The organism is Desulfococcus multivorans (assembly GCF_001854245.1).
Classification (GTDB): Bacteria; Desulfobacterota; Desulfobacteria; order Desulfobacterales; family Desulfococcaceae; genus Desulfococcus; species Desulfococcus multivorans.
Window position 1 is genome coordinate 1,549,292 of the sequence record NZ_CP015381.1, and the last position, 21,556, is coordinate 1,570,847.

A 21,556-nucleotide genomic window follows, 5' to 3' on the forward strand; every position below is an offset into this window, starting at 1 on the left:
GGCTCGAAGATCAAACATAGGTCATGGCGGAAAACCCTTTACGTCGTCGTACCGCCTCGAGAAGCCCCACCGTCCCGGTCATCATGTTGTCGCCCCAGGGTGCGCCCATCACCACCGGAAGAGGGGAAGAGCGGATCAGACGGCGTTTGGGACCCGTCGCCAGGATAATCTCGACGGCCGCAAACCCCACGATCCGGCGGGTGTAGGCCCCGTGGCCCCCTTCCGCGAGAATTGCGTCATGGGTAAGACGCCCGTCGGCCAGATCCCGCAGCAGAGTGGTGATGCGATCGCCGGTCACGGCGTGGGTGTGGTACTCGAAAAAGGCGGCCAGTTGGCCGGCGTCGATTATGGCGCCGACGGTGTGCGAGGTGGCGATATCCAGCACCAGGATGGTCTTGAGGTTTCTACAGCAATGATCCATGGAGGCGCCGAGGATCGCCGCCATGCCGCTGTCCATCACGTAGATTTCCGTTGTCGTCAGGTGTGCGGCACTTCGGGCGATGGATTGAAGGCGGTTCATGGCGGCGGGAATTTCATCGCTTCGGTAGAGTAGCGCATGGGGATAGGGGGTTTGTTCCAGGTCCGCCGTGAACAGCCGGTGCCGGTAATCCAGATGGGAGACGCCGGAGGGTGCAACGCCGTGATCCTGGGCGCAGACGGCCACACAGTCGAAGGCGAAAGGAACGCCAAAGCCGGCTACAATTCCTTCGAGCCGATCGCGGTCCAGATCCGCCAGAACCAACGACGTGAAATCCGGCTGCCGTTGAAGAGTGGATACCTTCCGCTCGTCTGAAATCTCGATGCCCGAAGCCGTCACTCGCGAAGGGTCGTGATGAACCGTCGCTGCAGCCGCATGGGTCATCACTACACGCGCGGTTTTGGCCCGCTCCTTCAGAACAGCAGACAGAGGACTCCCTCCCATTTCGCATCCGGTGATTGCCAGGTTGCCGTTGGTGTCCGCAACGGTTTCCGTTATCAGCCGAGCCGGTGATTTCACCACCGCTTTGTAGTGGAGATCCGCAACATCGTCATAATAAAGGACGTCCATGGTTCCGGCGCCGATGTCGATCATCAGGTATCGGCTCATGTCATCTCACTCCTGATTCCTTGTCACCTGGAGGGTGTTCCCTCCTTCTTCCCGGGAGAAACCGCATTCGTTCCGTCTGCGTTTCCCGGGGCTTTGAAATCGAACCCCTTGAAGACGTCTCGGAGGAATCCCACGGACAGGGTGGTGAGGGGATGGATGCTGACCTCCGGGTTGTCCATAGGACCCTTGATGGTGTAATCCGTCGCGATGATGCCCTGTCCGACGATCAGTTTTCCTAAAATCGGTATCATGTCGACCACTTGGTTGAGGATGTTGACCGGGATCACGATGCCTTTGATGTCGGACATCCGTTTTTCAACGTCATAGCTGCCTTCGGCGGTCATGGCGAGGGAGATACCTTCCATCCGACCGCCGTCAAGGGTGATGATGTTGTTCTCAAAGGTCAGGTTTCCATCGAGAGTACCGAAATGGATACCGCCGCTCTGGAGTTGCCCAAGAGCTCCCACGAAGGATGCCATGGAAAGCACCTTGACCAGACCCGGAGCGTTAACCACCAGAAAATCCTTTATTTTTATGCTTCCCGACACGCGTTTTCGGGTCGGCAGAAGGTTTTCGGATTGACCGTCGAAGACCAGGGCGCCGCCCCGAATATTCCCGTAGACATCAATTCCCTTAAGGAGGGTACCGGCATCCGAGGTTTGAATGAGGATTTGTTCCGGATTCGTTTTCCGGGTCACGGCGATATGCAGGGGCGCCTCCTCCCTGAAGGTGCCGTCGATGAGCACCGAATGAATTTTTTCCCCATTCCAGACGATCCTGCCTTTGGGCCGGTTCAGGATGACGCCGTTGGCCAGAAAAACCTTGTCGATATCGAAAGTAATGACGGTTTCAGGTCGCGTTTTCTTATCCTGCGACGGCTGGGTGGATGGATCAGCCGGCGGAGAAGATTTCCCCATTTTGAGAAGTCCGGCGGCATCGAATCCGGAGCCGGTCAGGTTCACCTGGAAACCTTTTTTTTCGTCGAAGGTCAACTCTCCGAATAATTGATGGTTTCCCACATTCAATGGATCAAGTTTAACATCAACGGTTGTCGAAGTGCCGAATGTCGCTTTTCCGCTGCCTTGAATATCCAGTTTTTTCCCCGATAGGATGAGTTCGGACACGGTGAGGATATTCCCGTCGGTCAGCGTGCTTCGGCCTTTAAGGACGGCGGAAGTGCCCACAGGCTTGATCCACCCCCACCGTCTGAGATCGATGGCGGTTTGGGTAAAATCGATTCGGGGTGCCACTTCAATGCCGTCCTCCGTCAAGGTCAGGTTCACATCCGTTTGTATCGTCCCTTTCAAAAAGGGGAGATTCGGCAGGCGTATGTCCTTGTGGTTTTCGGAAGCCACGACTGCCGATAGATGGACGGTTTCCCGGGCTTCGGCGTTTTTTTCCCATCGGACCGAGACGGGGGTCTGTCCGCTCCAGATTTCTCCCTCCACGGAGAAACGGTCGTTTTCAAAGCTTACGGCGGCTGTTCCGTTGGTCAGGTGGAGCCCGAGAAATTCCTTTACGGTGATCTGCGCGATCTTCGAGGCAATGGTGTAATGCACGTCTTTTAGCCCATCCTCTGCATCCATCGGGCCTTTTACATGGATACGGGTTGCAGCGGCGGCGCCTACCAGCGGCGGAAGATCCATCGTCATGGGCGCCCCTCCCGGTATGCTCCGGGCCGCTTCAACCAGATCGGAGGCGGGACCCTCGATCTCGGCAAGGATGTCGATCTCAGGTTCGCCGTTTTGGATGCCGGTGATATCGATCCGGGTTGCGGCGATTTTTGACTGACCCACCGACCCCTTGTCGAATCGTACCTGGGCGGTGTCGGGTGACAGCGTGAAGAGTCCCTCCCCTTTGTCTATGGCGGGCAAGGGGGGAAAATAATCGATCCGGAGGCCGCTGAATTTCCCCTCCACGGCAACGGCCGTCGCCGGCAGCCGCTCAAGGGACGACATAGCGGGGTCAAGATCGATTCTGACATCGGCATGGTGGATGTTTCCGTCTGAAACACGGGTCTGAAGCCATTTTTGCAGACCGCCTGAAAAACGCCGGGGCCAGTATTGATGAAGGATCTGGAAAGGCAAGTCATCGATGCCGCCTTCGAGTTGGATCCTGGGGTACGGATCCGCTGCCGTTACAACGCCGGAAAACTTGAGTACGGGACCCCCCAAGTCGGTGGAAAAGGCGCTCACCTCGATGCCGGCCGGCGCATAATTGAGTTTGCCCTTGGCTTCAATGCGCTTGATGGGAACCGCGGTGTCCGGGGCGGTTTCCGGCGACAGCTCTCCGTCGATGCCGGTTACGGCCACGGCATTTCGGTCAAGGGATACGAGAAGGGTTTTCTGCGCCCAGCGGTATCCCTGGAAATTCGGGATTTCAAAACCCTGAATCTTTGATGCCGCGTGGTAGTCGAAGGTCTCTTTGTCGAAACGGGACAGGGGCCATTGAAAGGAGAGGCGCGTTTCGGCCTTTCCCGACGCAATTTCAATGGGATAGCCCGTATTGCCCGTCAGGCCGTCAATGACCTTCCTCAGATCATCCGCGGGGCCTTTGGCTGTGGTGCGGATGTCAATGGTGACGGGATCCGCCGTGAATTTTCCGATAACGACTTTTCCGTCTAAGGCCCGCGAGTCATAGTTTCGGGCGGCGGCGACGTCGATGGTGATATCGTGAGCCGTGAATCGGGCTGTGCCTTTGGCATCCGTGATCGGCAAAAGTTTCCCGTGGTATTTCATCGCGACATCGCTGAAGGGCGCGATTACGTCGATAATGCCTTTGGGCAGGACCGGCGCCGCGAGATCCGCCGGTGTGATGCGGATTTTGGCTGTGGCGTCGTGGATCTCTCCCCCGATAAAATGATCTCGAATCCAGTTTCTGGCGACGGGGAATATCTGATAAGGCCAGTATAGGTGGGCCCTGGAAGGATCCAGGTGGTCGACCCGCACATCCAGGGCGACGGCATCGAATTTCCCAAGGTGGTCGACCGTTCCCGTGGTGTCGAAGGTCACTCCGCGTGATTCGATGTGAAGACTTGCCAGTTTCAATTGGGTAAAGCCGTTTTTCAGCCATCCCTTGGCCGTCAATTTTTCAATGGGTACCGGCGTTTCCCATACCTCGGGATGAAATAGGGTTCCTTCCGCGTCGGAGTCCATTTCGAAACGGAGGTTGTCAACCCTGCCGCTGGCGTCGACGCGGAACAACAGTTCAAGCTGTGTCTTGAAATCCAGTCCTCGCAACGGCGCGAGATCCGGCGAGAGTTCAGCCAGAATCGGTGGGTGGAGGTTTGTGAAATGGATTTTGCTTTCGGAAACCTTTCCCGGGTCGGACCCTTTTTCAGGGGGGGCGTGGATGACGGTCTGGAGACGGCTCGCCTGACCATTTACGGCGTAGGATGCCGTCAGGATAAGCTCCGGCGTGGCCTGAACGTGCAACATAGAGAGCACGACGCTGGGCAGGTCCACATTGATGGGGGCCGACTCCCCTGGAAGTGTGAGTCGGCCGTTTGCGGCGTGAAGCCGTTTGAAGTTTTTGTGCCGCTCGGCGAACGCGAACAGATTGTTGAAAAACTGTGGGCTGTTGAGTGTTTCCAATACCGCCGCAGCCGAAGCCGCGCGTTCCGACCCGGCGAGGTGGGAAAGGTCGGCCTCCGGGCGGGAAAGCCATATTTCGATGGGTTTGACGCTACCCAGGAAAAGGCTTGCCAGGCTCAGCCTTACCGTGATGACTGGGAAACGGGCCAACACGGTTTCATCGTTGAGCATGTACCGGGCATCGGTGATGCTGATGCCGGGAACCAGACGCCCTTTGGGCCATGCCGTCCGGATATCCTTGTAGGTTAGCGTGTATTCGGGTGAATGCGGTTGGAGGGTTTCACGGATATAAGGGTCGAAAAACGAGAGGGATGGGGGCTGGATACGAATCCAGGTAAAGATGATGACACCCGCGACGATCAGGCCAAGGATGCATCGGAATAGCCATTTCAAGGTGAATTTCAGATAGATGTTCACGTTTTTCTTGCTTTCGATGAGTTTCTGAGTGCTTGTTGTGCTGCCGCTTTGCTTTCGTCCATATGGAAAAAACTGTCGTTCGAGGTCGTCTCCCGGCTTCCTTCGTGAAGGAATGCGCCGGCCGCCTGATCGGGTCGTACAGGTGTATAATCAGTAAATCAGGCCTTCGACTCAGTATATTCGTTCAGGATATCGGGTGCAATGATGAAATTGTCATTGGGAATATATGCAGTGTCCGCTGTCCGTTGAGAGCCTTGTCGATTCGCCGTCATGTCTTTAACCGTTGGCATTTTTATCGGGCTTTCACTCTGAAACCTGATAAAAGGTTAGGGGTGAATAAAATAAAATCAGACCCTTGTCAAAAGGAAAAGTCAAGAAAGCGCTTTCCGACGATGCGTCCCTTGTCCAGCATCACCACGATATCAGAGGAAACGGCCTTTCCCTGAAGGCCGGGGTGCCTCGTACGACCGGGTGTATCGCCGGTTGCCGTTTCAGAGCGCATGAGAGTCCAGAGCGATAGTCGATGGGTGATCACGATGAGCGTTTTCCCGCGGATGTGTCGGTAAAGGGATGCCGTCATCTCGGCTTCGGTGACGGTGTCGAGACCCTCGGTCGCTTCATCCAACACCCAGATGGGAGCGTCGTGGAGCACGGCTCTCGCCACCGAGAGTCGTCGGGCCTGTCCGCCCGAAAGCTCACGGCCTCCTTCGCCGACCCACGTGTCGAGACCTTCGGGGAGGGCCTCCACGACATCGAGCAACTTCGCGACTGCAAGTGCCGTTTTCATCTCCACTTCGGAGGCATCCTTTCGTGCGATCCGCAGATTATCCCGAATGCTGGCGTTGAACAGGTGGGGCTGTTGCGGCACGACCGAAACGAGCCTTCTCAGATCCGTCTCGCTATATGAGCGGATATCCCGTCCTCCGATGAGAATCCGGCCTTTCGTAGGATCCCAGAACCGGACGAGAAGATTGACGAGAGTGGTCTTTCCCGCTCCGGTCTCCCCCAGTACGACGACCCTGCCGCCTTCGGGGATGTGAAGGGAGAAATTATCCAGGGCGGGCGGGGCATCCGCTGCGTATTGGAACCCGACCGCTTCGAAGGTGAGGTCGAAGGATTGGGGAAGGGCTCCCGAAGCCGCCGGGAAACGGACGGCGACCGGGGTATGGACGATTTCCAAAAGGCGAGCCGCCGCTTTTTGAGTCCGTCCCAGAAACTGGTATGCGGCGGGAAGGGGCACGACCCCCTCGAAGGCCGCAAGCGTCGCCATGACGGCCAGGGTCAGCCGGGGACCGTCCATCCATTGTTGCAGGACGTCGCCGGATCCCAGCCAAAGCACGATCCCGACGGTCAGTCCGGAGATGAGGGTCATGAGTGCTCCGGAAAACCCCCGGATGTGGCTCATGCGCCTTTGATCGTCTATCAGCTTTCGGTTTTCTTCCCGAAGATCGTTAAGGTAGCGGGCTGAAGCCCCGAAGACGATCATGTCGGGGGCGCCCTGGATGCCGTCGACGATCCGGGTGCGCAGCCGGGCGACGCGAGCCGTCATACTGCTTCCAGTGTCGGCTCCCAGACGCCCCGACAGGACGGGGATCCCGAAGCCGGCGGCGACAAGGCCCGAACCGGCGACAAACGCGATCCATGGATCGAAGGGCAAAAGGAAGAGCGGCAGTGCCGCGGCCAGGATCAGGGCCACGACGCTGGGCTGGATCACTCTCAAATACAGATTGTCCAGAGCGTCGATGTCCGAAACGATGCGGCTGAGAAGGTCGCCGCTTCGGAAGCCCCCGAGAGGTCCCGGGCCGATGGGCTCGATCCGGCCGTAGAACCAGACGCGCAGTTGTTCGAGAATTCGGAACGTGGCGTCATGGGAGACGATGCGGTCGCCGTACCGTCCCAGGGTCCGGGCAAAGGCGAAGATGCGCACGCCGATGCTGGGGAAAAAAAAATTGAAGAGATGCGCACTTCCGGAAGAGAGCCCGGCATAGGCTGCGGCAGAGATGAACCAGCCTGAGAGGGCAAGCAGACCGACGCTGGAAGCGACGGTAACGAGCCCCAGGAGTGTGCCCAGTGCCATTCTTCCCCACTGGGACCTGAAACGACGGATGAACGGCGTGAGTTCCTTGAACATGCGATTCATGACCGATCTTCCTGCCCCGTCTCCCGTACAAATCGCTCGAAAGAGCCGTTCAAGGCCGTCAGACCGGCGTAACTGCCTTTCTCGACGATACGGCCCCCGGCCATGACGATGATCTGGTCGGTTTTTTTCAGGGCGGCGATACGATGGGTCGCCATCAGGACTGTGCGCATTTCGGTCAGGCGCTCCAGGGTGGCCATTACCATACGTTCATTGTCCGGGTCGAGTCCGGCCGTGGGCTCGTCCATTATCCAGACGGGGGCGTCCTTCAGGATAGCCCTGGCCAGGGCGACCCGCTGAGCCTGACCCCTGGAGATGCCGGCACCCCTTTCGCCGACGGGCATCTCGAGACCCATCGGCATGCGGTCGGTGAATTCCAGAACCCGGGCGCCTTTGGCGGCCAGTTGAATCTCCTCGTCGGACGCGCCGGGACGTCCCATGCGGATATTCTCACGGATTGTCCCGTGAAAGAGGACCGGTTGCTGTCCGATCCAGGCGACATGGCGGTACCAGTTCTCGAGAGGGATGTCCCGGAGAGATCGCCCGTTGATGCGGATGTCCCCTCGGTCGGGAGAAAGAAATCCCAGAATAAGATGGAGCAGCGTCGTCTTGCCGGCACCGCTGGCGCCGACGACGGCAATTTTTTCGCCGGGTGCAAGGATGAGGTTGATGCCGGTGAGGGCATGTCGCCGGCCGTTGTCATAGGCCAGGTGGAGATCATGGCATTCAATCCGGATCGGGGCGTTTGATTGAAAGGCGGAAGCACGGGCATTCCGACGGGGCAATGGCCGTTGAAGCAGCGCCAGGATCGCTTCGGCAGCGCCGACCGCGTCGGCCCGGGCGTGGTAGTGGGTGCCCAATTCGCGGAGGGGCATGTAAAACTCCGGAGCGAGCAGCAGAATGAAAAGGCCGCCGGCAAGGGTCAGCGGCTCACCGTAAGTCCCGAAATCGACGTATCCGAGATATCGCATGCCCAAAAAGACGGCTGTAAGCGCTATGGAAAGCGCGCTGAAGAACTCGAGGACCGCTGAAGAGACAAAGGCGATGCGGAGGACTGCCATGGTCCGTTGCCGGAATTCGGTGGAGATCCGGGCGATATTCTGTTTTTCATCCCGGCTTCGGTTGAATAGTTTGAGGGTGGGAAGCCCCTGGAGAATATCGAGAAAATGAGCGCTCATGCGGGCGAGGGCTTTGAAATGGCGGCGGCTGATGTTTTCAGCCCCCATGCCCACCAGGATCATGAATATCGGAATCATGGGTGCCGACATCATGAGAAGGCCTCCTGCCGCCCAACTCACGGGAAAAACAACGGCCAGAATCGTGAGGGGGACGGCGACGGCGAGGACCATCTGAGGCAGGTAATGCGAAAAAAAGTTATGGAGGCTTTCCACCTGCTCCATGGCGACGGCCGCCAGAGCACCGGTGTGTCGGCGATCCATGAAGGCCGGTCCCGGTGCGATCAGATGGGTCATGATCGATAATCGCACCGTTTCACGGACCTTGGCGCCGGCACGGAAGCCTGCAGCCTCCCGGAGCCAGGACAGCACGGCCCGGGCGATGACGGCGGCGCCGAGTCCCCAGAACAGCGGCGCCGTCTCCCTCGCGCCGAGCCCGGACATGCAGGTCCCGTGAACGATATGGGCGATGCAATAAGCCTGGACAATGAGCGGACCGCTTCCGGCAAGCCCAAGAGCCACCGACAGCGCGATCCACCTCCGGGCGGATCGGGCCTGGCTCGCCAACCACCTGAGAATGTCTTTTTTCTTCGGATTTGTTTCTTGAATCATGTCCCCTGTTCGATTATGATCCATTATGAATGCTATGGATATCAGACAATCTTCGGTTCTGTAAAGATCCGGGTTCGTCGGGTTCGCCGAATTCTCGCCGCCCGTCCACGCCGACGCTTAACGGATCCGGCGTTGGGTGCCGGCAGGTTACGGCGGCGCAGCGGCTCGACCGAACCGTGCCGAGAGGAGATGTTCATGACGACGTCGAACCGCGTTTGCCGGATGTTCGGCATCCGGTGCCCCCTGATTCAGGCCGGAATGGTCTGGTGTGCACCATGGCAGCTCGCATCCGCGGTCTCCAACGCCGGAGGCTTGGGCATCATCGGGGCGGCTTCCATGCACGCCGACGTCCTGGCGGAACATATCGCCAAGTGCCAAAGCGCCACGACTCGGCCTTTCGGGGTGAACCTGCCCTTGCTGTACCCGGATCTGGATGATCATATCGAGCGGATTCTGGCCGGTGGAGTCCCTATTGTCTTCACTTCCGCGGGGAATCCCGGAAAATATACCCGAATGCTCAAAGTCCACGGCGTGACAGTCGTTCACGTGGTCTCCAGCGCGGTTTTCGCCCGAAAGGCGGAGGACGCCGGCGTCGATGCGGTGGTGGCGGAAGGGTTCGAGGCCGGTGGTCACAACGGCCGGGAGGAAACCACCACCCTTTGCCTGGTGCCGCAGGTGGTTGCGGACGTCGACATTCCCGTCATCGCGGCGGGGGGCATCGGTACCGGCAGGGCTATGCTGGCGGCCATGGTGTTGGGTGCCGAAGGAGTTCAGATCGGCAGCCGGTTTGTAACCTCCGAAGAGTCCTCGGCCCATCCGGCCTTCAAGCGGAAAGTCGTCGACACCGCCGAGGGGGGAACGGTCCTTACGCTCAAGGAGCTGGCGCCGGTTCGGCTGATCCGAAATTCCTTTTATGCATCTGTCCAAAAAGCCTATGCCGACGGGGCATCCGTGGAGACCCTCAGGGCGTTTCTGGGGAAGGGACGCGCAAAGCGGGGTATGTTCGAGGGGGACCTCGATGAAGGGGAACTGGAGATCGGTCAGGTTGCCGCCCAGATTCACGAGATTTTGCCGGCGTCCCGAATCGTGGAGGAGATCATCGGGGAATTCCGGACCCTGATGGAAGCCTTCAAGGCAGGGCCTCACGGACGCTTCGGTTTTGGAGGGGACCCGTGTCAATGATATCGACGATCGGACTGAAAGTTCAGGTGCCATGGTCAACCCTTTGGCGGATGTTTCCGGGATGCCTGGTCCTACTCTGGATCGGCCTGGCGACGGCGTCGGCCGGGGACGACGGCGCCCGCATCGTTCGGGAGGCCTTCAACTACATGCGGGGGAAATCTTCGGCGGCGACGGTGGAAATGATCATCCATCGGCCCGACTGGGAGCGCCGCATGACCCTTCGGGGGTGGACCCAAGGGGAGACGGACAGCCTTTTCCGGATCGTGGCACCACCCCGGGACAGCGGCAACGGCACCCTCAAGAAGGGCGGCGAGATGTGGACCTACAATCCCAAGGTCAACCGGGTCATCAAGTTGCCGCCCTCCATGATGTCTCAATCCTGGATGGGATCGGACTTCTCCAACAACGATCTGGCCAAATCCGACAGCCTGCTTCACGATTACGACCATTACCTCGAGGGCACCGAGCGGATCGAAGGAAAAACCGTTTATGTCGTCCGGTCCGAACCCTTGCCGCGGGCACCGGTTATCTGGGGGATGCAGCGCCTCAGGATCCGCGAGGACTACGTGCTACTGGAGCAGGTTTTTTACGACGAAGACCTGAAGCCCGTCAAACATCTCGTTTCAAAGGATATCCAGATGATGGGGGGGCGATTGGTCCCCAGGCGCATGATCATGCGGAAGGTTGACGATCCGGGCGCTTACACGGCCGTCGAATACCGGGAAATCGAGTTCCTCGACAGTCTGCCCGACAGCCTTTTCACCATTACCGCTCTTAAGACCGCGAGACGATAAGCAGCGTGAGATCGCATCTGAAAATGGCGTGGCGGAATGTCTGGCGGAACCGTCGTCGCTCGCTGCTTACCATGGCGGCCATTGCTTTTGCGTGTGCATTGCTGGTCTTCATGCTCTCCTTTCAATTCGGCTCCTACGAGGCCATGATCAATGCCGCCGTCAAGGTCCACACCGGCTATTTTCAGATTCAGGCTCCGGGGTATCAGGAAAAACGGGAGATCCGGCTGGTCGTGGCGGATCCGGAAGCAGTAGCCCGGCTTATAGATGCCGTCCCCGAAGTGACGGCTTACACCTTCAGGGCCAATGCTTTTTCCCTTGCAGCCTCCAACGATCGGACCTACGGTATCTCGGTGACGGGAATTGATCCCGTCCGGGAGTTCAACGTGTCGAGTTTGAAGACCCTGGTGCGCGACGGTGTCTTCCTCTCCCCTGGAGACGGTCCCGAGGCGCTGGTCGGGGCGCTTCTGGCCAAAAATCTCCGGGTGGGCATCGGCGATCCGATCACCCTCCTGGGACAGGGTCGGGACGGTTCCATCGCTGCAACCGTGGTGACGGTCAAGGGTATTTTCGCGTCGGGCCAGGACGACTTCGACCGCAACGCCCTCTATATCCCGCTTGGCTATTTTCAGGAACTCTATGCAATGAGGGGCGCGGTGCATGAGATCGTGGGAATGACGTCCTCCATCTGGGCGGTACCGGCGGTGGAGCGGCGGTTGAAACAGGAACTCGAACGCCTTGACCGGGACAAAAACGGACCGCTTGCCATCCTCGACTGGAAGGCCCTGATGCCCGGGCTGGCCCAGGGCATCTATCTGGACCTCGTTAGCGGGCTGATTTTCTACCTTCTGCTCATTGTCGTGGTGGCTTTCAGCATCATGAACACCTTCCTCATGGCCATTTTCGAGCGGACCCGCGAGTTCGGTGTTCTCATGGCCATCGGCACTACAACCGGGCGGTTGACCCGCCTCCTCCTCACGGAATCCATGATGATGACCTTTGTCGGCATGGGCGCCGGGATGCTTCTGGGGAGTTTGGTGACCCTCTATTACCAAATCGTTGGGATCGATTTCGGCGGTGCTTCCGAGATCCTGAAGCAGTATGGCATTCCCGGCCGGATGTATCCCATCCTGACGGTGCCTTCGCTCGTGATCGGGCCGTTTCTGGTCTGTTTCATCACCTTCTGGGCGGCGCTCTGGCCGGCTTTGCGGGTACGGCGTCTCACGCCGGTGAAGGCCATGCACTATGCTTAGAGGAAGAAAGGCGGGCGGATAATGATGTTTCGGCTGGCCTGGCGGAACCTCTGGCGAAATCCCCGGCGGACGGTCGTCATCCTCACTGCCGTCTGTGTCGGGGTTTTCGGCATGATTTTCATCGCCGCCCTCATGCAAGGCGTGGGCGACCAGATGGTTCGCAACAGCATCGCTACCCTGGTGGGCAGCCTGCAGGTCCATCATCGCGGCTACCGGGAGGATCCGGTGGTGGAGAATACCATGACGGACCCGGCCGAGCCGGCGGCGGCACTGGCGGCGGTCCTGCCGCCGGGAGCGCGATGGAGCCGGCGGGTCCGGGTCAACGCCGTCGCCGGCAACGCCCGCCATTCAGCCGGCGTGACATTGGTGGGGATCGAACCGGATCGCGAGGGGGGAGTCTCCTTCATCGGTTCGGCGGTGGTCGAAGGGCGACCTCTGGGCCCCGGAGATCCATACGGCATCATTGTGGGGCGGGCCCTCGTGGAAAAATTCGAGACCCGCATCGGGCGGAAGCTGGTGCTGATGTCCCAGGCCGCCGATCGGGATATCGCCTCAAGGGCTTTCACCATCGTGGGTGTTTTTCGTGCGGAGTTGGCCGCCACGGAAAAGCAGTTCGTCTTCGTCTCCCTGGCGGCCGCCCAGGAAATGCTGAAGGTGGATAAAGGGGTTTCCGAAATCGCCGTTCTCCTGCCTGACGGCGCGGACCCGGGGCCGACGGCTGACGCACTGAAGGCAGCGCTGCCGGAACGTTACGAGATTCATACCTGGCGGGAGCTTTTGCCGATGCTTACGGCCTACATCGATATGAACGAAGGCTTTACCGTGGTCTGGTACCTGGTGGTTTTTATCGCCATGGGATTTGGCATCGTGAACACCCTGCTCATGGCGGTTTTCGAGCGCATGCGGGAATTCGGCCTGCTCCGGGCTCTTGGCATGAAGCCCGGAGGGATCGTGCGGGGGGTATTGATCGAATCCGCTCTTCTTCTGATTCTGGGAACCGCGGCGGGAAATGGGGCGGCTTTTCTATCCGTGGCAGCCCTGGCGGAGAACGGCATCAACCTCTCCGCCTTTGCTGCAGGAGTGGAGTACGCGGGGATGCCCAGGGTGATCTATCCGGCGTTTTCCTGGACGAGCGTCTTGGAGGCCAATCTGACGGTATGGGTGCTGGGGCTTGCCGTAAGTCTCTATCCCGCGCTCAAGGCGTCCGGAATTACGCCGGTGGCGGCCATGGCGCGTGTCTGAAGCTTGTAGACTGAAGAAAAAGGGGAGGGGCGTCGCCCATGGAGATGGTGAAGTGCAGGGGGGTCGTCAAGACCTACCGGCAGGGAAAGATAACGGTTTCCGCCCTGCGGGGGATCGATCTGTCGGTGGAAAAGGGGGAATTCATGGCCCTTGCCGGACCTTCGGGGTCCGGCAAGACCACGCTTCTCAATCTTATCGGCGGTCTGGACGCGCCCGATGCCGGGGAGATCGTCGTGGACGGGCGTCATTTCGATCGGATGAACGCCGCCGATCTTGCCGAACTTCGACTTCGACGGATCGGGTTCGTTTTCCAGGCCTACAACCTGATCCCGGTCCTGTCAGCCCTCGAAAACGTGGAGTATGTGATGCTCCTTCAGGGGCTTCCCCATAAGGAGCGGCGGGAGAGGGCCCGCTCCATACTGGACGAGGTGGGTCTTGAAGGTCTCTACGACCGGCGGCCGGCCGAGCTCTCGGGAGGCCAGCAGCAGCGGGTGGCCGTGGCCCGGGCTATCGTCTCGGATCCGGCCATCGTTCTGGCGGACGAACCCACCGCCAACCTTGATTCCATGACGGGGATCGGCCTCCTTGAGATCATGAAAGACATGAACGAGAGAAAGTTGGTGACGTTTATCTTCTCAACCCACGACGACCGGGTGATGGCGCGGGCCCGGCGGCTGGTGATGATTCGGGACGGCCGGGTAGCCGAAGATGTCCGGAAATGACGCGATGCGGGATTCGACGGAGGCAAGCCGTGGCCGTCTTGTCGATGTTGACGGTCGTCTGGCTCTGCATCGGAATTCCGGGCGGCCGATGGATCCCGGCAGCCTATGGACGTTCGACATCCGGTGATATGCCTTCCGAAGGGCTTTCCCCGGAGTGGGGAGGGCACCTGCGGCTCCGTGGCGGACTCACCCGCCCGGACGACCAAAGTCTTTATCAATGGGTGGGGACGGGTACCTATGAGGACGGTTCAGCGGAACTCCGGCTCAAGCACCAGATCTTTCTGGGGGAGTGGGGGCATTTCGAAACCCATTACGAAGCCGTTGCCGTGGGCGGAGATACCTGGGAAAAGGGGCGCGATCTCCTGCGGCTCACCAACGTCCGGTTACCGGATGGCCTCTTCGTGTCTCAATCCGGGCCCCTGTCCGACGATCGTCGGCTCATGGACCTCACTCATGTGATCCACGACGGCGCAGAGGGAGCTTTCTATCATCGCCTCGATCGGCTTTTCCTGGCTCTCGAGCGGTCCTGGGGAAACGTCCGGCTCGGTCGTCAAGCCGTGACCTGGGGGAACGGCATGATCTTCAACCCCATGGATCTCTTCAATCCGTTCGCTCCGACCGACGTTGTCCGGGACTACAAAGTAGGGGACGATATGGCGATTTTTACCCGGCAGTTGGGCGAGAACGGCGATTTGCAGGTGATCGGGGTGCCGCGACGCAATCCTGAAAACAGGGCGGTGGAATGGGGTGAATCCGCAGTGGGGGCCAAGGTGCGCATTCCCTCGGGAACGACCGAATGGACGTTTCTGCTTGCCGAAAACCACGACAATGCCGTAATCGGTGTCGGTGCGGTCGGTTATGCCGGCAGTGCGGCCTGGCGGGTGGATGCCGTCTGGACGGCGCTTCCCGCCGAAAGCCCGTCGGGAGGCTATCTTTCCGGAGCGGCTAATGTCGACGTCTCGTGGACCTGGTGGGATAAAAACTTTTATGGATTTCTGGAAATGTACTATAACGGGCTGGGGGAGACCGACTATTCGGCGGTGGGCGAAAATTCCGATCTCGCGGCGGCCTTGGCCCGGGGTGAGCTGTTTACTTTGGGGCGACTCTACCTGGCACCCCACGTCGGGGTGGAATTCCATCCGCTCGTCAACGCCTATCTGACCTTCATCAACAATCTGGAGGATCCTTCGGGTGTTATCCAGCCTCGCTGCGTATGGAGCGCTGCCGAGGACGTGGAGATCATGGCCGGCGCGACCCTTTACTGGGGCGGGCCGGGGACCGAGTTCGGCGGGTTCCCCATCCCCGGGACGGCAGCACGTGCCGTACCGGCCGACAGTGCCTATCTGTGGTTGACCTGGTATTATTGAGGTGATGAGGTACCGGCGGAATCAGCGGAGCGCGTTCAGCACCTCCGCCGCCAGCCGTCGCTTCAGGATCCTCGGCGGATAGCGTCTATAGATTTGGCGGGTGGCGGGATCATATTCCTGGATGTACAGCCGTCGGACGGGGCGGCCGTAAACCGTAATCATCATGTTGGGGTCGGACCCAGGGTTGCCGGTCTGGTGGATGCCGGACGCCAGGGGACGGGTTACGGTGACCTCTCCGGCGGAGTGGATCCGGTGGTCGATCATCTCGATTCTCGCATATTCGGGGCGGCCGCCACGGCCGTCATCTCTCGCTTGGATATCGCTTTCCACAAGACGGTATCGGACGACGCCCAGGCTTCCCGAGGGCACTCCGGAAACGCCCCAGCCATTGTGGTCGTGGATGACCGTGTATTCGCCTCCCCCATGAAAATAGACGCGAAGGGAATATCGCCCGCGCGCGTCCAGATAGAGCAGGATTTCATTTTCGAAAAAACCGGCCTTCCGGGTGTCGGGATAGGGACGACCCGCTCGAATCTCTTCAAGGAGAGTGCGCACCAGCGGTCTGTCCAGGAGAAGGCGGGGCAGGGCCGTTTGGAAATAAGCGATACGGGTGACTTCTTCGGTGAGGCCGTCGATCTCCTCTGACCACCTTCTGCAGTAGACCATCAGCCGGTCATGGAGAGACCGTTCGCTATATGCCATTTTCAAGCCTGACGTATTGGTCGTAAAAGGCCGCTCCGCCGCCGATGTCGGTCAACTCGGCGGCGACCAGTTGATTGGCGCCCCCGCCCACCTTCATCCAATCCCCCCGACGGTAGACGACGGCTCCGGGATGAAGGCCCGAGAGCAGGTGCAGAGAAACGCGCAACCGTCCCAGAGGCGAAACAACGTCCACCGGCTTCTCCATGTCGAGGGTTTTCAGGTTTGGGCAGTGGGGAGAGATCCACACCCTGGGCGGCATCTCCTGATCTTCCGGAAGTAGTTGGGAGTGGATCGCGTTGCGTCGCACCAGGGTCAGGAACCGCAGGGGGAATGCGTCCGGCGGGTCGGGCTCGTCGTGGAGGTTCGCGGGGAGTCTGGCCTTGCCGTCGGGATGGTCGAAAATCATACCGGTATAGGCGATGTCGGGTTTCTGGGCCCGCAGGGTGCCCTTCGACCGGAGGGTCGTCCAGTCGCCGTGGATCAGCGGGGAGTCGAGGGCCTGCTCGAAACAGGTTTCGGCAGACGGCAGGAAGATGGGCGGCAAGAGCCGTTTACCCAGCCCGGAGATGATCTCGTAATCGGATCGGGCTTCGCCCGGTGGCTTGAGCACGGCGGGCACATGTTGAACATAATCGTGGAGAAAAGAGCCGATCACGTCCTCCTGTTCGAGCATCAGAGCAGCGGGGAGGATGAGATCGGCGCGTTCCGCCGTGTCGTTCATGAAAGCGTCCACCACCACTTTGAAAGGCACTGATGCAAAGGCCCTGATGATCTCACGGCTGTCCGGACCCTGGTTTACGATGTTGACGCCGTTGACCCAGATCATCCGGATGGGCGGATCGGCTGCGAGAATCTCCCGACCGACAACGGCCATTGGAAAGGCCCGACGCGATTTTCCCTCCGGATCCCGGGTCCATTCCAGATTGAAATTTCCGAGGGAGTGGAGATGGAAGTAGCTTCCACCACCTTTTCGGCCCATGTTGCCGGACAGGAGCGCCAGCGAATTGATGAACCGAACGTTCTCTCCACCCCGCCTGTATCGTTGGACTCCCGCCCCGATGATGGTCGCCGTCGGGCCATTGGACGTGTAAAACCGGAAGAGGGCGTCGACGTCCCTGGAAGTGACGTCGCAGCGTTCCAACAGACGGTCTTCGGAAAATGTCGAGAGGGTTTTCGAAAATCGCGGAAAATTCCGGATGCGTAAGAGGATCGCTTCTGGAATCAGGTCCGCGTCGATGAAACGTTTGGCGACAGCCGCCGCCAAAAATCTGTCCGAACCCGGCCGGATGCGGATGAAGACGTCGGAGAAGGCTTCGTTGCCGTCGCCTCCCGGTGAGATGCTGAGCACTTTCGCGCCGCACTTTCGTGCGTTTCGAATGATGGCCGACATGTGGATCGAACTCCGGGAGAAATCCTTCCCCCAGTTGACGATCCGCCCGGCATTCATCAGGTCCTCGATGGTATTGTTTTTTCTGGATCCGAAGTCATGGATGCAGGCGATGAAGCCCGCGGCGTCGCACAGGGATCCCCGGGTCCGGGTGGCGCCCAGGCGAGCGAAAAAGAGTTTGGTCGTCTGCTTGAGCACCCCTTTGGCGCCGTCGCTCATGATGTGCAGGATCGATGCCGGCTCATGGCGGAGGGCGTTGATGGATTTTGCGCATCGGTCCAGGGCCTCATCCCAGCTGATGGCTTGCCAACCGTTTCCACGGCGCAACAGGGGGCGGGTAATGCGATCCGGGGATTGGCGTCGTCGGAGGTGATGCCTGATTTTTCTGCAGATGAAACCGGCTGTGAATGGGTGGTCCGGATTGCCCCGAAGGCGGACGCCCCCGTCGGGATGCCGGGTGACGATCATGGAGCAGGCATCCGGACAGTCCATGGTGCAGGCGGTGATGATATCGTCCGTCATGTTGTTTCCCCGGGGCACTGTGTGGGGATGGTCGGGAGCGGTTTCCCGAAGGCCGTGAAACGGTTGATCACGATACCGTGGGCTTTACCGAATTCCATGATTTCCGGCGGGTCGAATCCACCGGAGAGATACAGCTTCCGGAATCGCGGCATATCCAGAAGCTGAAGAATGTGGCTGATGTGCCCTGAATACCCGGTGTTATCCAACCGTTGAAGCGCCGCTACCGCGGTTTCGGAAAGGACAGCGGCCTCTCGGTGGAGAACGGGGCCGTCAGCGCTGCAGGTTTTCACCGAATAGAGGCGCCGGCAACTGAAGGGACGGACAGCGTAGACGGCGCAAGTCTGGTCCGCAGCGAGAAAGGGACAGGGAACGAGGGCCCCCGGCGTTTTGGCGCGTCGGTTTGCGTCAAGAGCCTTTTTCAGACGGAGCCGATGTTTCTGGGGCAGCGTGAGCAGGTGGTTTCGGATGACCATGCCCTCCAGCGTGGTGATATCGACATTGCCCACCGTTGTGCAGCAGAAGGCGCAGCCAGCCCTGCAGACCGCGAAAGCCTTGTAGCCGGAGACGGCTTTTTCAAAATCGTCGTAGATGTCTTGAAGCTGTTTTACCAGCGCGGTAAGATGCATGATGAGCGACAGTTCTCTTTTCGGATGGCAACCCGGTGGTCGGCGATACGTCGAATTCGGGGCCGGCATCAAGGTTCTGGGACTGTGGATGTCGGATTGGATATCACAAGTCCGCCGGCTTTTCAATTTTCAATCTCGGCGTACACTGAAAGTTATTGTGGAAACAGACGTGGGTGATTATAGTGTATGGTATTCAATTTCCGATGTTCCGGATGGTAGCCGGAAAGGCGATGCCGGCCGGCGCGGCCGAGTTCAGTCGCGTCGGCCTCTGATCACCGGAAGCTGGGTATCGTATCGAGGCCGGGAGATAACATGAATCTTGAACATCACGTCGTTTCGCCTCCCGTCGACAAACGGGAATTGCTCGATGATCCCGGCAGGCTGTTGGGGCATATTTCTCGTCGACTTTTCAACATCAGCCGAAAAGACTATGTCCAGGGCAGGGCCGCGTTGAGACCGGAATCGACATCGTCGGCAGTGCTGCTGCTGATTGGGTCCCAATGCGGAGAGAACGGCCCGGGACCCTGTCTCATCCTCAACAAACGCTCCGACAAGGTCCGACAGCCGGGGGACATCTGTTGCCCGGGCGGCGGCATCACGCCGGCTCTGGATGGGGTGCTCTCGAAAATGTTGACCCTCCCCGGCATGCCGCTGAAGAGATGGGCCTATTGGCCTCGATGGCAGGACGAAAACGGTGCCAACGACAGGGCCGTGTCCCTTCTTCTGGCTACAGGCCTCCGGGAGGGATTCGAGGAGATGCGCCTGAACCCCATGGCATTCCGGTTTCTCGGACCCATGCCGCCGTCATGCCTGAGACTGTTTCGTCGGAAAATCTATCCCATGGTGGGATGGATTTCGCGTCAGCAGCGCTTCCGTCCCAATCGGGAGGTCGACAGAATTATCCATGTTCCTCTGGAATGGTTTTGGGAAAAAGAGCGATACGCCAATTACCATGTCTCTTTTTCCCCCCGTATCCAAGGGCGGGGCAATCGAGAATCTGACGATTTTCCGTGTTTCATGTTCGAAAGTGAAGGCCGCCGGGAACTGCTTTGGGGCGTGACCTATCGCATCATCATGAAATTCATGGCGTCCGTTTTCGAGATCCACCCGCCGGATCCGGCGCGGTTGCCGGTCATTTCCGGCAGGCTGCGGAGGAGCTATATCACAGGCAAATGAAGATCCTTTATACATCTGATATTCACGCCGATCCCGGCCATTTACAGGCGATGTTCGAAACGGCTTCGGCAGCCGAAGTCGACGCTGTTGTCATCGGCGGCGACGTCATTCCCCACCATCTCCCCCGCTGGGACGCCCTCGGTCCTCTTGAAGCGCAAACGGCTTATATCCGCCAGGTGATGATCCCGGCGTTTACCCTCTTTCGCGAAAAGCGGCCTATCCCTATCTATCTCGATCTGGGAAACGACGATTGGGTATGGGGACGCAGGCTGCTCTCTCCCCATGACGGCACGCTTTTCCATTTGCTGCACATGCGGCGTCATCGGTTCGGTTCGGGGAACGTCCCTGTCGAAATCGATATCATCGGTTACATGTGCGTGCCGCCAACCCCCTTCAACCGGAAAGACTGGGAAAAGCCGGACGCCCCCGGATGGTTTTACCCTCCCGAGAACCGTGTTCAGCTGAACGGGTATATTTCCAGTGAAGGACACCTTGAAAATCATACCCTGGACATGGATGCCCAGGATACTATTGCGACCGACCTGGATCGGCTGTCGGCCCGGATTCGGAGGCCTTTTATTTTCGTTTCCCATTCTCCGCCGTACGGCACCCCCCTTGACGTTGTCGAAAGCGGTCTTCAGGTGGGCAGTATCAGTATCCGTCGGTTCATCGAACACTGGGCCGACAAAGGCCTTTTGCTGGCATCCCTGCATGGGCACATCCATGAATCACCCCGCCGGTCCGGCGCCGTTCACACCTGTATCGGCGGGGCCGTTTGTATGAATCCGGGACAAAACAACGGGCCCGGCGCTCGATTGCGATACGTTCTCTTCGAGGTACTGAAGACGGCGTCCGGCGGCGGGAAAATTCAGATCCTCCAGGAGCCCGGAGAGTGAAGCCGGCGTTCTCCGACACCTTTTTCATGACGGATTTCCGGCCAGATCCCGGAGGTAATCCAGGAAAGCGGGAGTATCCCACTTGGCTGCCCCCATATGCTTGAATCGGATTCCGCCCTTACGGTCTAAAACAAACGTTGCGGGATAGGCCTTGACACGGAAGGCATCCAACAGCGGGTTCCGGGCGATGTAAACCGGGAAATCATAATCCCGCCGCGCCATGAACGTTCGGACGCTTTCGGCATCCTCGGTGGTGACCAGCAGAAGGACAATGCCGTCGCTATCCGCCGTCATTCTGTGGAGCCGCTGGATGTCGGGCAACTCGGCGATACACGGCGGACACCAGCTCGCCCAGAAGTTGAGGAAGACAACCTTTCCCTTGAGGGTGGACAGCGCCTTTTCCGTTCCATCCAGATCGGTTACGGCACCGTTGTAGTCAAACGTGTCCAGGTCTGTCGTTTTGGATGCCGACGGCAGCGGCGGGGCCGGCAGCGGCACACTCTCGGATCCGTCTTTGCCGACCACGATCTTATAAAGGGCGTATGCGCCGATCACGAGACAGGCCAGTGTGATGGCGGTGATGGTCAGCGTACTGACGGCAAAGGGTTTTTCGGCGGCGCTGTCATTTTTCCGAGGCATGGGGGCTCCTTGCTGTTTTTAATGGAACGT

At 59.3% G+C, this 21,556-nt stretch carries 16 protein-coding genes; 8 read left to right on the plus strand and 8 right to left on the minus strand.

The genetic code is table 11. The features are described 5' to 3' along the window. Positions 1 to 10: 10 nt before the first annotated feature. The 4 genes from dmul_RS06670 to cydD all read right to left on the minus strand — a co-directional run bounded on the left by dmul_RS06670 (position 11) and on the right by cydD (position 9,021). Positions 11 to 1,087, minus strand: coding sequence for a DUF1786 family protein (locus dmul_RS06670; RefSeq protein WP_020876496.1), 1,077 nt, complete (start codon positions 1,085 to 1,087; stop codon positions 11 to 13). Positions 1,088 to 1,110: 23 nt separating this feature from the next. Further along, positions 1,111 to 5,097: a YhdP family protein gene (locus dmul_RS06675; RefSeq protein WP_020876495.1), complete on the minus strand. Its 3,987-nt coding sequence runs from the start codon at positions 5,095 to 5,097 to the stop codon at positions 1,111 to 1,113. A 358-nt stretch (positions 5,098 to 5,455) separates the two neighbouring features. Further along, a complete protein-coding gene (cydC, locus tag dmul_RS06680) occupies positions 5,456 to 7,237 on the minus strand; it encodes a thiol reductant ABC exporter subunit CydC (protein ID WP_020876494.1) in 1,782 nt (593 codons plus the stop codon). Next, entirely contained in the window at positions 7,234 to 9,021 is a 1,788-nt protein-coding gene (cydD, locus tag dmul_RS06685; RefSeq protein ID WP_020876493.1) for a heme ABC transporter permease/ATP-binding protein CydD, read from the minus strand. The genes cydC and cydD overlap by 4 nt, the downstream gene beginning before the upstream one ends. Positions 9,022 to 9,216: 195 nt before the next feature. On the opposite strand from cydD, the gene dmul_RS06690 reads away from it, so the two are divergent. The 6 genes from dmul_RS06690 to dmul_RS06715 are packed head-to-tail and all read left to right on the plus strand — an operon-like array spanning position 9,217 to position 15,578. After that, positions 9,217 to 10,203, plus strand: coding sequence for an NAD(P)H-dependent flavin oxidoreductase (locus dmul_RS06690; protein ID WP_020876492.1), 987 nt, complete (start codon positions 9,217 to 9,219; stop codon positions 10,201 to 10,203). Next, the gene (locus dmul_RS06695) at positions 10,200 to 10,997 is read left to right on the plus strand and encodes an outer membrane lipoprotein-sorting protein (protein WP_020876491.1); all 798 of its coding nucleotides are present in this window, start codon (positions 10,200 to 10,202) and stop codon (positions 10,995 to 10,997) included. Before dmul_RS06690 ends, dmul_RS06695 begins: the two co-directional genes overlap by 4 nt. A 5-nt stretch (positions 10,998 to 11,002) precedes the next feature. Next, positions 11,003 to 12,247, plus strand: a complete 1,245-nt coding sequence (locus dmul_RS06700; RefSeq protein WP_234979145.1) for an ABC transporter permease — start codon at positions 11,003 to 11,005, stop codon at positions 12,245 to 12,247. A gap of 21 nt (positions 12,248 to 12,268) precedes the next feature. Continuing rightward, entirely contained in the window at positions 12,269 to 13,489 is a 1,221-nt protein-coding gene (locus dmul_RS06705) for an ABC transporter permease (protein WP_020876489.1), read from the plus strand. Positions 13,490 to 13,527: 38 nt separating this feature from the next. Next, the gene (locus dmul_RS06710) at positions 13,528 to 14,211 is read left to right on the plus strand and encodes an ABC transporter ATP-binding protein (protein ID WP_020876488.1); all 684 of its coding nucleotides are present in this window, start codon (positions 13,528 to 13,530) and stop codon (positions 14,209 to 14,211) included. A gap of 29 nt (positions 14,212 to 14,240) precedes the next feature. Beyond that, positions 14,241 to 15,578, plus strand: coding sequence for a hypothetical protein (locus tag dmul_RS06715; RefSeq protein WP_020876487.1), 1,338 nt, complete (start codon positions 14,241 to 14,243; stop codon positions 15,576 to 15,578). 21 nt (positions 15,579 to 15,599) lie between these two features. On the opposite strand, the gene dmul_RS06720 is transcribed toward dmul_RS06715, so the two are convergent. From dmul_RS06720 to dmul_RS06730, 3 genes are read right to left on the minus strand one after another with little or no spacing between them, the layout of a single operon-like run. Beyond that, on the minus strand, positions 15,600 to 16,280 hold the full coding sequence (locus dmul_RS06720; protein WP_020876486.1) for a cupin domain-containing protein: 681 nt from the start codon (positions 16,278 to 16,280) through the stop codon (positions 15,600 to 15,602). After that, positions 16,270 to 18,189, minus strand: a complete 1,920-nt coding sequence (locus tag dmul_RS06725; RefSeq protein ID WP_020876485.1) for a molybdopterin-dependent oxidoreductase — start codon at positions 18,187 to 18,189, stop codon at positions 16,270 to 16,272. The genes dmul_RS06720 and dmul_RS06725 overlap by 11 nt, the downstream gene beginning before the upstream one ends. Then, the gene (locus tag dmul_RS06730) at positions 18,186 to 18,815 is read right to left on the minus strand and encodes a YkgJ family cysteine cluster protein (protein WP_020876484.1); all 630 of its coding nucleotides are present in this window, start codon (positions 18,813 to 18,815) and stop codon (positions 18,186 to 18,188) included. Before dmul_RS06730 ends, dmul_RS06725 begins: the two co-directional genes overlap by 4 nt. Positions 18,816 to 19,127: 312 nt before the next feature. On the opposite strand from dmul_RS06730, the gene dmul_RS06735 reads away from it, so the two are divergent. Continuing rightward, entirely contained in the window at positions 19,128 to 19,991 is an 864-nt protein-coding gene (locus tag dmul_RS06735) for an NUDIX hydrolase (RefSeq protein WP_020876483.1), read from the plus strand. Then, the gene (locus dmul_RS06740; protein WP_020876482.1) at positions 19,988 to 20,887 is read left to right on the plus strand and encodes a metallophosphoesterase family protein; all 900 of its coding nucleotides are present in this window, start codon (positions 19,988 to 19,990) and stop codon (positions 20,885 to 20,887) included. The genes dmul_RS06735 and dmul_RS06740 overlap by 4 nt, the downstream gene beginning before the upstream one ends. Before the next feature lie 24 nt (positions 20,888 to 20,911). On the opposite strand, the gene dmul_RS06745 is transcribed toward dmul_RS06740, so the two are convergent. Next, complete coding sequence (locus dmul_RS06745) at positions 20,912 to 21,526, minus strand: TlpA family protein disulfide reductase (RefSeq protein ID WP_020876481.1); 615 nt, start codon at positions 21,524 to 21,526, stop codon at positions 20,912 to 20,914. Positions 21,527 to 21,556: the final 30 nt, after the last annotated feature.